The sequence below is a fragment of the Nocardia canadensis genome (genome assembly GCF_032656385.1).
GTDB lineage: Bacteria > Actinomycetota > Actinomycetes > Mycobacteriales > Mycobacteriaceae > Nocardia > Nocardia canadensis.
The window spans coordinates 599464-612375 of the sequence record NZ_JAVCWB010000002.1; the positions used below are offsets into that span (position 1 = coordinate 599464).

Sequence of the window (12912 nt, forward strand, 5' to 3'; positions counted from 1 at the left end):
AGCGCAGCACGCTGTACACCAGCACCTTCGCCGCCGAGTGGGGGAAGACCGGCCGGTCGGCGTCGACGCCGATCTCACCCACAATGTGTGACGCGTCCAGCGCCCGGCCCGACCTAGCGTGACCGCATGGGCTCAGTCATCGGTGATCTGCTTCCGCTGGCCGTGGGTGTGGCGATCTCGCCGATCCCCATCGTCGCGGCCATTCTCATGATCCTGTCCAAGAACGCGGGCGGCGCGGCGAAGGGGTTCGCGGCCGGCTGGGTCGGCGGGATTCTGATCGTGACCGTCGTGGTGACGCTGCTGGCCGGGTCCCTGGGCGACTCGGGCGACAAGGAACCGTCGGCGGTGGCGTCCTGGGTCAAGATCGTGCTGGGCGTACTGCTTCTGGTCCTCGCGGCCGAACAGTGGCACGCGCGCTCCGACACCGCGGTCCCGGCCTGGATGCAGGCGATCGACACGCTCACCGTGGTCAGGGCGGCCGGGCTCGGCGCGCTGCTGTCGGGAGTGAATCCGAAGAACCTGCTGCTGTGCCTGTCGGCGGGCGTCGTCATCGGTTCGGCGGGGCTGAGCGTGGGCGGTGACGCCGTCGCGATCGTGGTGTTCACCCTGCTCGCCTCGACGACCGTGCTCGCGGTGGTCGTCGGCTACGCGCTGGCCGCTGACCGGCTGGGACCCGCCCTCGACAGCGCCCGGCAGTGGTTGCAGGCCAACAACCACGCCGTGATGGCGATCGTGCTGCTGGTGATGGGCGCGGTCGTCGTCGGCAAGGGCATCGGCGGACTCTGAGGTAGGGGCTCGTCGTGCGCACACCACCGATCTTCGAATCGCTGCACGGGTATCGGCGCGCGTGGCTGCGGCCCGACATCGTCGCCGGGCTCACCGTCTGGGCGGTGCTGGTGCCCGAAGCGCTCGCCTACGCCTCGATCGCCGGGGTGCCGCCGGTGGTCGGTCTCTACGCGGCGGTGCCCGCGCTGGTCCTGTACGCCCTGGCCGGGAGTTCGCGGCACCTCGTCGTCGGCCCGATGTCGGCGACGGCGGCGCTGTCGGCGGCCATCATCACCCCGCTGGCGGGCGCCGACGCCGGGCACTACCTCGCGTTGTCGACGGCACTGGCCATCGCCACCGGCCTCGTCGGCCTGCTGGCCGGGCTGATCCGGTTGGGATTCATCGCCGCGTTCATCTCCGAGCCGGTACTCAAGGGGTTCATCGTCGGGCTGGCCCTGACCATCATCATCGGCCAGGTACCGAAGCTGTTCGGCATCGACAAGCACGACGGCGACTTCTTCGAGCAGGCCTGGGGTGTGCTGAGCGATCTCGGCCAGACCCAGTGGCGCACACTGCTGATCGGGGTGCTCAGCCTCGCGGTCGTCCTCGGCCTGCGGCGCTGGCTGCCGCTGGTACCCGGCTCGCTGCTGGCCGTGCTGCTCGGCATCCTCGCGGTGCGGCTGTTCGGGCTCGACGACAAGGGCGTCGACATCGTCGGGCACATCGACGCGGGTCTGCCGTCGATCGGGCTGCCGTCCGGTGTCGGCTTCGACGACTACCTCGACCTGCTCGGACCCGCCGTCGGCGTGCTGCTGATCGGCTTCGCCGAGGGTCTCGGCGCGGCGAAGACCTATGCGGCCAAAGCGGGCTACTCGATCGACGCGAACCGGGAACTGTTCGGCCTCGGCGCGGCCAATCTCGGGTCCGGCCTCGGCTCGGGGATGGTCGTCAACGGCAGCCTCTCCAAGACCGCCGTGAACGGCGGGGCGGGCGCGAAAACCCAGGTCAGTGGGCTCGTCGTCGCCGTGTTGACCGTGCTCACGCTGCTGTTCCTGACCGGGCTGTTCGAGCAGCTGCCCGAGGCGACGCTGGCCGCGGTGGTCATCGCCGCGGTGATCGAGCTCGTCGACATCGCCGCCCTGCGCCGCCTCTACCGGGTGTGGACCCAGCTGCTCGCCAGCATCTACGGCCCGGTCGCGCGCGCCGACTTCCTCGCGGCCATCGCCGCCATGTTCGGGGTGCTGCTCTTCGACACCCTGCCCGGGTTGCTCATCGGTATCGGTGTCTCGGTGCTGCTGCTGGTCTACCGAGCCTCGCAGCCGCACGTGGCCGCGCTCGCGAAACAGGGCACCCTGTGGGTGGATACGGCCCGCCACCCCGAGCTGACCCCGCGTCCCGACCTGCTGGTGGTGCGCGTGGAGTCCGGCCTGTTCTTCGCCAACGCCGAGCATGTGCGGTCGCGGATCGAGAGCCTGTGCACCGACGCCACCCGCCTGGTGGTGCTCGACGCCGAGACCTCACCCGCCCTCGACGTCACCGCCACCGCCATGCTGCTCGACCTGCGCAACGCCCTGGCGCACCGCCGCATCGACTTCCGCATCGCCCGCTCGGTGGCCCAGTTCGGCGCAGTCCTCGGCTCGGCCGAGGCGGGCGACACCCCGATCGGGATCTACCCGACCGTCGCCGCCGCGGCCGCCGACCTCCCCGAGCACCCACCGGTGCGCTAGCGCCCGGACACGATCGGCTGGAACGGGATCCACCCGGGAGCAGCGGTAGATCCGCGGCTTCGGGCTCGTCGGCGCGGACGGCTCGGTATGGTCGGCGGGAATGGTCGTGGCCGGAAAGGTGGATGTGGTGGGAATCAAGCAGCGGGCCGTGGTGCAGATGAGCGCGGACGAGATCGCGGCGTTTCTCGACCGCAGCCGGGTGCTCACGCTGGCCACGCTGAATGCCGACGGGAAACCGCATCTGACGGCGATGTGGTTCGGGCACATCGACGGTGTCCTCTACTTCGAGACCAAGTCGAAGTCGCAGAAGGCGGTCAACCTGCGGCGCGATCCCACCATCACCTGTATGGCCGAGGCCGGCGACACCTACGACCAGTTGCGTGGGGTCTCGATCGAGGGCACCGCGCACCTGATCGAGGACACCGAGGACGAGGAGTACTGGAAGGCGGGCATCGACATCTACGAGCGGTATGTCGGGCCGTACAGCCCCGAGGTCAGGCCGTTCGTGGAGGCCATGATGAACAACCGGATCGTCGTGCGGGTCGAGCCGACGCGCGTGCGGTCCTGGGACCATCGCAAGCTGGGGCTGCCCGCCATGCCGATGTCCGGCAGCACCGCGGAAACACCCGCGCCCTGATCAGCCGGCGAGCAGGTCGCGCAGCGCCGCCGCACCGTCGAGGAGAGCGAGTGAGCGGGCGGTGATCGCGGAATCCCTGGCGGCCAGCGCTGCTCGGATCTGGCCCGAGTGCCGCCGTAACTCCGGCATGACCGCCCGCACCTGCGCGACCCGGTAACCCGCCCGCCGCAACTGGTGGACGATGCGCGCGTCACGAACCTGCGCGGGGGAGTAGTGCCGACCCGACGACCTCCGATCGGGCACCACCAAACCCTCGGCGTCCCAATGCCGCAGCGTCGAGGTCCGCAGCCCGAGGGCCGTGGCCAGCTCGGCGATGCTCATCGCGTCGGATCCGCGCACGTCGGTGATCGGTTCCGCCGCAATGGCTTCGGCGGCCTGCCGGGCCAGCGCCAACTCGGCGCGTTCGGTGTGCAGGCCGGTGTGCGCCGCGTCGAGCAGCGCCAGCGTGGCTGCCCGATCCCCGGCGTGCGCGGTTCGCATGATCCGCTTGGCCTCGACCGGCCCGACTCCCGCCGCGAGCGCTCGGTAGGCGAGCGCCGAGCGCGCATGGATCTCGCGATAGCCCCGATGCCCGCCCGGCGACCGGTCGGCGGGCGGCAGCACACCGTCGCGTTCGAGATTGCGCACCTGCTGGACCGAGTACCCCGCGCGCCGCGCCACATCGATCGTGCGGCCGACGGGTGAGTTGAGGTTTACCACCAGAAACTCCTCGTCATCGGCGGAAAGTCCACACAAGCGCTTCAATGAGACGCTCGAATCATGACATCAGACGAGATCATCGAGTACGTGACCGGCCTCGGCGGCGTCCTGCACCTCGCGCCGGGCCCCGGCGGCGAATGGCCCGAGATCAGCTGGGGCGACTCGTTCTTCTACTACGCCCCCGACGGCGTCGTCCCGGCCACCACCCAGCCCTTCGCCACCGTCGTGACCAAGGACTACCCGGACGACCGGAGCTCGCGCCTCGACCGCCCCGACACCTTCCGGGTCAATATCGCCGCGGGCCGGGAGGCGTTCGGCGCGTGGGCCGACCACCAGGCCGACCCGAGCGTCGACGACACCGTGATCGCCCACCCGGTCTACGCCGCGGCCAACTGGCTCGCCGTCGTGAATCCCGGCGAGCGCACCGACGCGGTCGTCCGCGACCTTCTGCGTTCCGCCCACGACCGGGCGCGAATCCGTTTCGACCGCCGGACACGCTGAGAACGATCCTGTTCGTCACTGAGAATCGGTGCCAACATGGATCACATGGACGAGGACGAGGTCGTCGTTGGCGGCCAACAGATGTCGACGGCCGAGGTGTCCCCACACGAGTCGTTCGATCTCTGGACGTCGATCATGAGCGAGTCGGTGCTGCCGTGCTCCATGGAGCCGCTCGGTGACGGGCCGTTCTACGGTGCCCTGACCCCGAAGGTCACGGCCGAGCCGATCTCGATGGCCATCGCGGCCAACTCGGCCGAGCTCGCTCGCCGCACTCGGCGCCATATCGCCCGCGCGCCGGCGCCGTACGCGCTGGCCTGCCTGACCCTGTCCGGCATCAGCGAGGTCTCCTGCGGCGATCACTACCTCCGCGCTCCCGCCGGAACGATGTTCATCGTCGACGGGGAGCGCCCGCAGGAGGCGCGAACCTCCGACTACCAGGGGCTGCTCGTCCGGGTCTCGAAGGAGGCGCTGCGGGACAATCTCGCCGACCCGGATCTCACCGCGCAGCGGATCGCGGCGGCGTGCGGGATGTCGCGGCGCAAGCTGTTCCGGGTGATCGGGGACGAGGGCGGCCCGACCACGCTGCTGCGCGCGATGCGCGTCGATCGCGCCCGCGAGCTGCTCACCTCGGCGCCGGAGCGAACGGTGTCGTCGATCGCGCGCGCGTGCGGATTCACCAGCGACCGGAACTTCTATCGGGTCTTCCGTGGCGAGACCGGGATGACACCCGCCGAATACCGGCAGTACATCGTGTCCCGGCCGTTGCCGCCCGGACTCGCCGACGGTTGACGCATTCGTGCGAACGATGTGGCACTTTTGGTCGCTATCCGGTAGCTGCTGTCGGTTCCGGCGTCGGTCGAGTCTCGCCTCACCTGGTTCGACGTCTCGGCGCGGTACCGTTCAGTTGCCAGTTCAGATGCATTTCCGGGTGGGTTCCCGAGAGGGGATGGCATGACTGTCGACGATCGTTTGCTACGCACCGGCTCCCGGCCGCGAGCAACCAAGTGGTCCCTCGGCCCGGTCGAGCTGACGACCGGCGGGGTCGTGCTGACCGCCGCCGGTCTGGCGATGATCGGCCCGCTGATCGCGGCTCTGCTGATCCACCGCAGTGGGGGGCCCGGCGCCGACGCCGCCGCGACGACACCGCTCATCCTGCTGACGATCGCGATCGTCCTGGCGCTGTCCGCCGGCATCGCGTTGTTCGTGACCGCGAGCCGCCGCCGCTGAGAGGTAGTCACATGCCCACGTCGAAGTCTGGCAGCGCCGCCGGGTTCTCCGCCGAGGAACGTGCCGCGATGAAGGAGCACGCGCAGGAGCTGAGAACGGCGGCCAAGCGGGGCAAGACGTCCAAGGCCGACGGCGAGGCCGACCTGCTCGCCAAGATCGCCGAGATGGCCGAACCCGACCGCTCCATCGCGACCCGCATCCACGAGATCGTGATGACCACCGCCCCCGACCTCACCCCCAAGACCTGGTACGGCCAGCCCGCCTGGGCCAAGGACGGCAAGGTCGTCTGCTTCTTCCAGGCCGCCGCCAAGTTCAAGACCCGCTACGCCACCCTGGGCTTCAGCGACGCCGCCACCATCGACGACGGCACCATGTGGCCCACCGCCTTCGGTCTCACCGCTCTCACCGCGGCCGATGAAACCCGCATCGCCGCCCTGGTCAAGAAGGCTGTGAGCGGAACTTCTCGTGCTCGGCCAGCTCCATCTCGATGAACGCGCCGACCATCGCGCGCCAGATCGTCTCCGCGATATCCGGCGTGAGCCCGGCCGCTTCCGCGCGCTCGCGCACCGAGGCGATCAGCTGGGCGAACCGGTCCGGCGCGCGGACGGCGTGCTCGTCGCGCTTGAACGTCGCCGCCGTGCGCACGAGTTCCTGCCTGGCCGCGAGGAGTTCGATCACGGTGCTGTCGATCGCGTCGATGCGGGCGCGGACCTCGGCGAGGGAAGTCGGAGTACTCACGGCTGGCGACAGTAACAGCCGAACAAGCCTGCGGTAGCGGGGTTTTTGTCGCCGCTCGATGGCACGATGCCGGTGTGGGTGACTATTTCGAACGGATCATCGACGTCGAGGTCGCCGCGGACGACGCGGGCGCACTGGCCGAACAGACGGTCGACTGGATGGTCTCGCGTGGCTGGCTGCTGCGCGAGACCTCGCGCGACACGATGTACAGCCTCCAGGTCGACGAAGGCTATCGGCCGGGCCCCGAGTGGTCGCGGATCACCCAGGAGTGGGGCGCGGACTGGATGCCGGGCCCGGTCGCCGTCATCGTCGGCAGGTACCCGCACTTCGCCGGCCAGGGCGCCATCGAGCCCTCCGCCGCCGACTGCCCGCACTGCCGGGCCACCACCGTGATCATCGACTACCCGCAGCGGTGGGAAGCGGACAAGGCGGTCTGGCAGCCGTTCGCCGACGCCATCGACGCCTGGCGCGACACCGGCGCCGGCGCGGTGACCTGCGTTTCCTGCGGCACCGCGAGTCCGGTCACCGACTGGGAGTGGGCCGACGAATTCGCCCTCGGCGCCCTGGCTTTCGACTTCTGGGGCTGGCCGCCGCTCACCGACGAGTTCGTCGCCGAGCTGGGTGCCCGACTCGGCCATCGAATCGGGCACCACAGCGGCAAGTTCTGACGGCGCCGTCAGCTCTGGGTCGCACCGTCCCCGGTGGAGGCGGGCACCACGTCCGCCGACTGACTCAGTACCGCGGGCATGCGATCGAAACCGTGCAGGGTCGACAGGCCACGACGGCGCGGTTCGCCGTCGAGCCGCAGGTCCGGGAAGCGTTCGAACAGGGCGGGCAGTGCGTTGATGCCTTCGAGCCTGGCCAGGCTCGCGCCGATGCAGGCGTGCACGCCGCTGCCGAAGGCGAGATGCTCCTTGGCGTTGGCGCGGGTGACGTCGAACCGATGCGGATCCTCGAACTTGGCCGGGTCGCGGTTGGCGCCGGCCAGCGACATGATCACCGACTTGCCCGGTTGCAGCGGCGCGCCGCCCAGTTCCACCGGTTCCAGCACGCGCCGCGCGGTCAGCTGCACCGGCGGCTCGAACCGCAGGATCTCCTCGATCGCGTTGGGCCAGTGCTGCGGCTCGGCGCGCAGGAGTTCGAGCTGGTCGGGGTGGGCCAGCAACAGCGGAATCGCGTTGCCGAGCAGGTTCATGGTGGTCTCGAAGCCCGCGCCCATCAGCACGTTCGCGCTGGCCATCAGCTCGGTGGTGTTCAGCTCGCCGGAGGTCACCAGGGTGCTGAAGATGTCGTCGCCGGGGTCGCGGCGCACCTTCTCGATGTGGTCGGCCAGGTAGGTCTTCATCGCCGCGGTCGCGGTCATCGCGCGCTGGTGCGTCTCCCAGGAGATGCCGACATCGAGCAGCGGCGTGACCACTTCGCCCCAGGCCAGGAACATCTCGCGGTCGGAGTCCGGGAACCCGAGCATCTCGCCGATGACGGCCACCGGGACCTGCGCGGCGAATTCGCTGATCAGCTCGGCCGATCCCTTCGCCTCGAGCGCGTCGAGCAGTTCGGTGGTGACCTCACGCACCCGATCGCCCAGCCGGGACACCGCGCGCGGGGTGAACGCCGAGGCGACCGGCTTGCGCAGCCGGCTGTGCTCGGGCGGGTCCATCATGAACATCGACGGCGCTTCGATCGGATTGGGCGGCAACTCGATCGACTCGACATAGCGGCGAATCGGCCCCGGCAGCATCGGATCGATCGGGGTCCGCACGCCGAAGCGCCGGTCACGCAGGATCTCCTTGCACAGTCCGTGTTCGAAGACGGCGTACCCGGTCTTGACGGTCTGCACCCCGCCGTCGCCGCGCAGCTGATCGATCAGCGTGTACGGGTCGTTGCGGCCTTCGTCGCCACTGAGCAACTGCGCGAACGTGTCTCCCTTGCGGTGCAGGGCCATCAGCCCCAGCCGCGGCAACCCGTGCTCAGCCGCCCATCGGACCGCATACCCTACGTTCATCAAACCCTCGATCCATCGCACGGAACTCGCAACGCGACGCCTCGACGCCCGAACCGCCGGATCGAACCCGCACGGTCCCAACCTCTTTCAGCACCACAGATGCCGACCGTCGCAGTTCAGCAGTCTTCCACGCTGGGTAGTCCCGCGCACCGTTTGTTTCGCGAACATCCCGCGACTGCTGAGCGCGGGTTCGTCCAGCCTCAGCGGCTCCTAGCCGGCGGCCTGAAATCCGGCTTCACTGGTCACGTCGGTGTCGGAGACGCTCACCAGCCAGTACCAGGGGATTCCAGCCGCGGCGTACTCACTCATCTTCTCGAGCCGGTCTGTCTTGACGGGGCTCGGTGAGATGACCTCGACGGCGATCTTCAGGTGGCGCGCAGGCACCGGCCGCACATCGGCCGGCACGAACTCGAACAGCGCGACGTCGGGGCCATGTGCACTCTGGCCGCGGCTTCGAGTATCGCCAGCAACCGGTGCGCGCCGATGACATCGGCCACCTATCCATCCGGCGGATCGGAGTCGGGCGTACTCGAGACGGCGCCGCGAGCACGGGGTACGAGGCAGCAGTCTCGTCGGCGCAAAGTTTGAATACCGTTCAGAAAGTCCTTGACTGTGCTGCGTACGGCTGCCTACTCTCACAGTTATTGAATCTGATTCATAAATTGGAGGTCGGATGGGCGTCAATCGGCGTGGCGAAGCGTCGCGCGCGGCGCTGCTGGCGGCGGGCAAGGCCGCGTTCAGTAGCGACCGCTACGAGGAGGTCTCGATCGTGGACCTGGCGCGCTCGCTCGGTGTCGCCGCCGGTTCGATCAGCTACCACTTCGGCGGAAAGCGGGGCTTCTACCTGGCCGTTCTCGAACAGGCCGCCGAGGAGTTCTGGGGTGACCTGCTGGCGATGCGCGGCCCCGCGCTGGACCGGCTGACCCGCGGCATCGACCGATTGCTCGACGAGGCCGAGCAACAGCCGCGAGCCTTCGAAGCGCTGTTCGCCGACGTGGCCGACGCTGAAGTGCGCCAGATTCGTGACCGCCACCAGATCCGCCTGACCGATGCGCTGGTCGTCGAGGTCACCGGGTCGGACTCCTCGCCGGTGTTGCGTGCCGCGATCAGCGGGTTCGTGTCGTTCATCGAGGGGCTGGTGCTGCATTGGACGCGCACCCGCGATATCAGCCGCGACCAGGTCAAAGACCTCGTCGTCGGCAACATGTTCGGCACGGTGCTGGCCGCGCTGCGCACCGACCCGAGCATCGAGCTGACTCAGCGGGCCATCGACGCCGCGCTCTCCGATCCCCAAGCCGTGGCCTTCCTGGGCCCCCTGTCCACCGTGTCGAAGTCGATGGAGTGATCACCCATGTCCGAAGTGCTGCCCACCGGTCCCTCGCGGATCGTCGAGACGCCGCTCGCGCGAGCGGTCGCATGGGTCATCGGTCCTCGCGGGTTACGCAGCCGAGCTGCCCTGCGTAGCGAGGTCGAGGGCAAGGTGGTCGTGATCACCGGGGCGTCGTTCGGTGTCGGTGCGGCGACCGCCCGGTGGTTCGCCGCTGCGGGTGCCCGGGTGGTTGTCGCGGCCCGGTCGATGGATCGGCTGCTCGAGGTGGCCGAGGACATCAACGCCGCCGGCGGCGAGGCCTATCCGTACCGCCTCGATCTCACCGACGAGCAGTCGATCGCGGAATTCGCCGCAGCGGTGCGCTACGACTTGGGCGAGGTCGACGTCCTCATCCACAATGCGGGCAAGTCGTTGCGCCGTTCGATTCACCTGTCCTATAACCGGCCCAAGGACATCGCCGCGACGTCCGGCGCCAACTACCTCGGACCGATGCGGCTCACGCTGGCCCTGCTGCCGGGCATGCGAGCCCGCGGCAGCGGCCACATCGTGAACGTCTCCACCGTCGGGATCATGTTCCCCAACGCCCCCAAATGGGGCTTCTACCTGTCGTCGAAGCTGGCCTTCGACTGGTGGATGCGCGCGGTCGGCGCTGAAGCCCGCGCTGACGGAGTCACCCTGACCACCTTCTACGGCGGCCTGCTGCATACCCGGATGAGCGCGCCGAGCCGCTGGATGCGCGTGCTGCCCGGTCAGACACCGCAGGACGCGGCGAAGGTCCTGGCCAAGGCCGTCGTGAAGAAGCCGCGAACGATGACCCCGCTCTACGGCTTTCCCTCCGCGGTGATCGCTACCGTGTTCCGGCTACCGCTGGAAGTGCTGATGGAACGGGTCTTCCGCAACCTCGGTGACACCGAGGCCTCGCTGTCGCGGTTGCGGCCGCCGACCCGGGGCGAGCCGGCCTCGTCGAATGTCACCGATTCCGCCGGTGGCGATCAGGAACAGGTGCGCACGAATGCCCGGTGAGCTGACCCAGAGTCTGCGTCAATGGGGTTCGGCGTTACCGGCGGTCGTTGCTTCGGGCATGCTCGCCCCGGTAGGCCCGCGCAAAGCCGTGGCGTTGGCGCGCGGCCTCTACCGGTTCGGGCCGACCCCGGCGATGTTGCTGGCGGCCAGCGCGATTCGTCACCCGGACAAGATCGCGATCATCGACGACGCCGGACAGCTGACCTATCGGCAGTTGCAGCAACGTGCCGAAGCGATCGCCGCGGCGCTGTACGCCGCGTGCGCGAGCCCGCCGATGTCGGTGGGCATCCTCTGCCGCAACCATCGCGGGTTCGCCGAAGCGATGGCCGCAGGTGCGCAACTGGGTGCGGAGTTGATCTTCATCAACACCGAGCTGCCCGCCCCGCAGCTGCACGCCGTCCTGGCCCGGCACAACCCCGACGTGCTGATCTACGACGACGAGTACGCCGCCGCCGTCGCGAAGGCCGACTACCAGGGCATGCGGGTGCTGGCGTGGCGCGAACCGCACGCCGACGACGCCGGACTGACGACGCTGGGCGAGCTGGCTTCCCGCAGTCACCCGCGCCCGCCGCGCGTTCGCCACGCGGTCAAGATGACCCTGTTGACCTCGGGCACCACCGGGCTGGCCAAGGGTGTGCCGCGGGCGGTGAAGCCGACCGCGATCGTGGCGCTCACACTGACCGCGATGGCGATCCTGCGACTGCGGTCCACCGACCGGGTGCTGGTCGCGCCGCCGATGTTCCACGGCTTCGGATTGTTGTCGCTGCTCGGTCCGCTGGCCCTGGGAGCGACCGCGATCTGCCGCCGTCGCTTCGACGCCGCTACCGCGCTCGACGACATCACCCGTCATCGAGTCACCGTGGTGATGGCGGTGCCGGTCATGCTGCAACGGCTGCTCGCCGTGCCGGAACTTGCTGAAAATGCTTCGGCACGTTCGGCATTGCGGATCATGGTCACCGGCGCCGCGCCGATCTCACCGACCACGATCGCGAACCTGATCGACGCCTTCGGACCGATCCTGGTCAATGGGTACGGCTCGACCGAGGCGGGCCTGGTCACGATCGCCACTCCCGCCGACCTCGTCGCCGCGCCCGACACCATCGGCCGGGCCGCGCTCGGGGTGTCGGTCCGCGTTCTGCGCGGTGACCGCACCGAAGCCGCGCCGGGGGAGGTCGGTGAGATCTTCGTGCGCAGCGGTCTGGAATACGCCGGATACACCCCTGACCCCGCGGCGAAAGTCTCGGTCAAGGAGGTCGTCGACGGGCATGTCTGCACCGGCGACATGGGCCATTTCGATGCGCAGCGCAGGTTGTTCATCGACGGCCGTGCCGACGACATGATCGTCTCCGGCGGGGAGAACATCTTCCCCGGCGAGGTCGAGGACCGCCTCGCCACTCACTCCGGCATCACCGACGCGGTCGTGATCGGCGTTCCGGATCCCGAATTCGGGCAAGTCCTCAACGCCTTCATCGTGCTCGGACCCGATGCGGTCGCGCCAGGAGAGGACGCGCTCAAACAGTTTGTGCGTGATGGGCTCGAGCGCTACAAGGTGCCCAAGCGATTCGTCGTGCTCGACGAGATCCCGCGAAACGCCAGCGGCAAGGTCCTGCGGGCGAAATTGCAGGCCCCGGCCGGGTCCTGAACCGCCGCTCCGCTCGAACGGGAAGATGTCCGACGCTCCCGCCTGCAACTCGATGGTGATGATCTGCCGTCCGCGCTGGTCCTGTTCGACGCGCAGCGGGTCGCAGCCGAGTCGCCACGGCATCGGATAGACCGCGTTGGCGGTCAGGAGGCCCTTGTCGTCGAGTATCGGGGCCTTCTCGGTGGGTACTGGGTGACGGCCTGTGCGGCCATCCAGAGTGACCTGACCTGCGGAAATTCTTGTGCCCTCGGCAGGATTCGAACCTGCGACACCCGCTTTAGGAGAGCGGTGCTCTATCCCCTGAGCTACGAAGGCGGGGTTGGTCGGGGTCGGGGTGGGGCCCGGTTCGACCGTGCCGAGTATAGCGTGCGGGGGCTGGGGGGTAGCAAAGCTGGGGACGGGGTGCGCGGTGTCGGCGAACACGGCGACACGCTGATCTGAAACGGGTGTGGGCCCCTGAGGTGGGGTTTCGGTGTTCTAGCGTTCCCGGTGGCTTCCGCCCGGCCTGGTCGGGCATTCGTGCACGCACTGACTTTCTGTCTTCTCGCGAGGAGTACGTGGTCATGGTTGTGGGGTCCCGCTTACGGCGGCACGGCGCGTCGAGTCGCGCCGTGCCGCCGG

At 69.0% G+C, this 12912-nt stretch carries 15 protein-coding genes and 1 tRNA gene; 11 read left to right on the forward strand and 5 right to left on the reverse strand.

Features of this window, described 5'->3' with window-relative positions; all coding sequences use genetic code 11:
• Positions 1 to 126: 126 nt before the first annotated feature.
• From Q7X29_RS06110 to Q7X29_RS06120, 3 genes are all read left to right on the forward strand, one after another.
• Positions 127 to 786, forward strand: coding sequence for a GAP family protein (locus tag Q7X29_RS06110; RefSeq protein WP_316573487.1), 660 nt, complete (start codon positions 127 to 129; stop codon positions 784 to 786).
• A 14-nt stretch (positions 787 to 800) separates the two neighbouring features.
• Positions 801 to 2492 (forward strand): SulP family inorganic anion transporter, encoded by a 1692-nt coding sequence (locus tag Q7X29_RS06115; protein WP_316573488.1) that lies wholly within the window; start codon positions 801 to 803, stop codon positions 2490 to 2492.
• 127 nt (positions 2493 to 2619) lie between these two features.
• Positions 2620 to 3129: a pyridoxamine 5'-phosphate oxidase family protein gene (locus Q7X29_RS06120; protein WP_218720798.1), complete on the forward strand. Its 510-nt coding sequence runs from the start codon at positions 2620 to 2622 to the stop codon at positions 3127 to 3129.
• Here the strand turns inward: Q7X29_RS06120 and Q7X29_RS06125 are convergent, their stop codons facing one another.
• A complete protein-coding gene (locus Q7X29_RS06125) occupies positions 3130 to 3828 on the reverse strand; it encodes a MerR family transcriptional regulator (protein ID WP_316573489.1) in 699 nt (232 codons plus the stop codon).
• Between the two features lie 60 nt (positions 3829 to 3888).
• Between Q7X29_RS06125 and Q7X29_RS06130 the strand changes: the two genes are divergently transcribed.
• From Q7X29_RS06130 to Q7X29_RS06145, 4 genes are all read left to right on the forward strand, one after another.
• Positions 3889 to 4329, forward strand: a complete 441-nt coding sequence (locus Q7X29_RS06130; RefSeq protein ID WP_316573490.1) for a DUF6194 family protein — start codon at positions 3889 to 3891, stop codon at positions 4327 to 4329.
• 45 nt (positions 4330 to 4374) lie between these two features.
• Positions 4375 to 5118 (forward strand): AraC family transcriptional regulator, encoded by a 744-nt coding sequence (locus Q7X29_RS06135; RefSeq protein ID WP_316573491.1) that lies wholly within the window; start codon positions 4375 to 4377, stop codon positions 5116 to 5118.
• Positions 5119 to 5280: 162 nt separating this feature from the next.
• On the forward strand, positions 5281 to 5556 hold the full coding sequence (locus Q7X29_RS06140) for a hypothetical protein (RefSeq protein ID WP_218720772.1): 276 nt from the start codon (positions 5281 to 5283) through the stop codon (positions 5554 to 5556).
• Between the two features lie 11 nt (positions 5557 to 5567).
• Positions 5568 to 6047, forward strand: a complete 480-nt coding sequence (locus Q7X29_RS06145; protein ID WP_316573492.1) for an iron chaperone — start codon at positions 5568 to 5570, stop codon at positions 6045 to 6047.
• On the opposite strand, the gene Q7X29_RS06150 is transcribed toward Q7X29_RS06145, so the two are convergent.
• Complete coding sequence (locus Q7X29_RS06150) at positions 5995 to 6294, reverse strand: chorismate mutase (protein WP_218720770.1); 300 nt, start codon at positions 6292 to 6294, stop codon at positions 5995 to 5997. The genes Q7X29_RS06145 and Q7X29_RS06150 overlap by 53 nt on opposite strands.
• Before the next feature lie 74 nt (positions 6295 to 6368).
• On the opposite strand from Q7X29_RS06150, the gene Q7X29_RS06155 reads away from it, so the two are divergent.
• Entirely contained in the window at positions 6369 to 6962 is a 594-nt protein-coding gene (locus tag Q7X29_RS06155) for a hypothetical protein (RefSeq protein ID WP_316573493.1), read from the forward strand.
• 8 nt (positions 6963 to 6970) lie between these two features.
• Here the strand turns inward: Q7X29_RS06155 and Q7X29_RS06160 are convergent, their stop codons facing one another.
• Together Q7X29_RS06160 and Q7X29_RS06165 are read right to left on the reverse strand one after the other, a co-directional pair.
• Positions 6971 to 8296: a cytochrome P450 gene (locus tag Q7X29_RS06160; protein ID WP_218720768.1), complete on the reverse strand. Its 1326-nt coding sequence runs from the start codon at positions 8294 to 8296 to the stop codon at positions 6971 to 6973.
• 210 nt (positions 8297 to 8506) lie between these two features.
• Positions 8507 to 8935, reverse strand: a complete 429-nt coding sequence (locus Q7X29_RS06165; protein WP_316573494.1) for a Uma2 family endonuclease — start codon at positions 8933 to 8935, stop codon at positions 8507 to 8509.
• Between the two features lie 34 nt (positions 8936 to 8969).
• Between Q7X29_RS06165 and Q7X29_RS06170 the strand changes: the two genes are divergently transcribed.
• Genes Q7X29_RS06170 through Q7X29_RS06180 form a run of 3 tightly spaced genes read left to right on the forward strand, consistent with a single transcriptional unit; the run spans position 8970 to position 12291 of the window.
• Positions 8970 to 9641, forward strand: coding sequence for a TetR/AcrR family transcriptional regulator (locus tag Q7X29_RS06170; protein ID WP_316573495.1), 672 nt, complete (start codon positions 8970 to 8972; stop codon positions 9639 to 9641).
• A gap of 6 nt (positions 9642 to 9647) precedes the next feature.
• Positions 9648 to 10649 (forward strand): SDR family NAD(P)-dependent oxidoreductase, encoded by a 1002-nt coding sequence (locus Q7X29_RS06175; RefSeq protein WP_316573496.1) that lies wholly within the window; start codon positions 9648 to 9650, stop codon positions 10647 to 10649.
• The gene (locus Q7X29_RS06180; RefSeq protein WP_316573497.1) at positions 10639 to 12291 is read left to right on the forward strand and encodes an AMP-binding protein; all 1653 of its coding nucleotides are present in this window, start codon (positions 10639 to 10641) and stop codon (positions 12289 to 12291) included. Before Q7X29_RS06175 ends, Q7X29_RS06180 begins: the two co-directional genes overlap by 11 nt.
• Positions 12292 to 12533: 242 nt before the next feature.
• Here Q7X29_RS06180 and Q7X29_RS06185 read toward each other — a convergent pair.
• Positions 12534 to 12606 (reverse strand) — tRNA-Arg (locus tag Q7X29_RS06185).
• Between the last annotated feature and the right edge of the window lie 306 nt (positions 12607 to 12912).

Bases quoted from the DNA above. Each gene is read 5' to 3' on its own strand.
- Q7X29_RS06135 (WP_316573491.1), top strand. From the start codon at position 4,375: ATGGACGAGGACGAGGTCGTCGTTGGCGGCCAACAGATGTCGACGGCC.
- Q7X29_RS06180 (WP_316573497.1), top strand. From the start codon at position 10,639: ATGCCCGGTGAGCTGACCCAGAGTCTGCGTCAATGGGGTTCGGCGTTA.
- Q7X29_RS06130 (WP_316573490.1), top strand. From the start codon at position 3,889: ATGACATCAGACGAGATCATCGAGTACGTGACCGGCCTCGGCGGCGTC.
- Q7X29_RS06170 (WP_316573495.1), top strand. From the start codon at position 8,970: ATGGGCGTCAATCGGCGTGGCGAAGCGTCGCGCGCGGCGCTGCTGGCG.
- Q7X29_RS06110 (WP_316573487.1), top strand. From the start codon at position 127: ATGGGCTCAGTCATCGGTGATCTGCTTCCGCTGGCCGTGGGTGTGGCG.
- Q7X29_RS06175 (WP_316573496.1), top strand. From the start codon at position 9,648: ATGTCCGAAGTGCTGCCCACCGGTCCCTCGCGGATCGTCGAGACGCCG.
- Q7X29_RS06145 (WP_316573492.1), top strand. From the start codon at position 5,568: ATGCCCACGTCGAAGTCTGGCAGCGCCGCCGGGTTCTCCGCCGAGGAA.
- Q7X29_RS06140 (WP_218720772.1), top strand. From the start codon at position 5,281: ATGACTGTCGACGATCGTTTGCTACGCACCGGCTCCCGGCCGCGAGCA.
- Q7X29_RS06160 (WP_218720768.1), bottom strand. From the start codon at position 8,296: ATGAACGTAGGGTATGCGGTCCGATGGGCGGCTGAGCACGGGTTGCCG.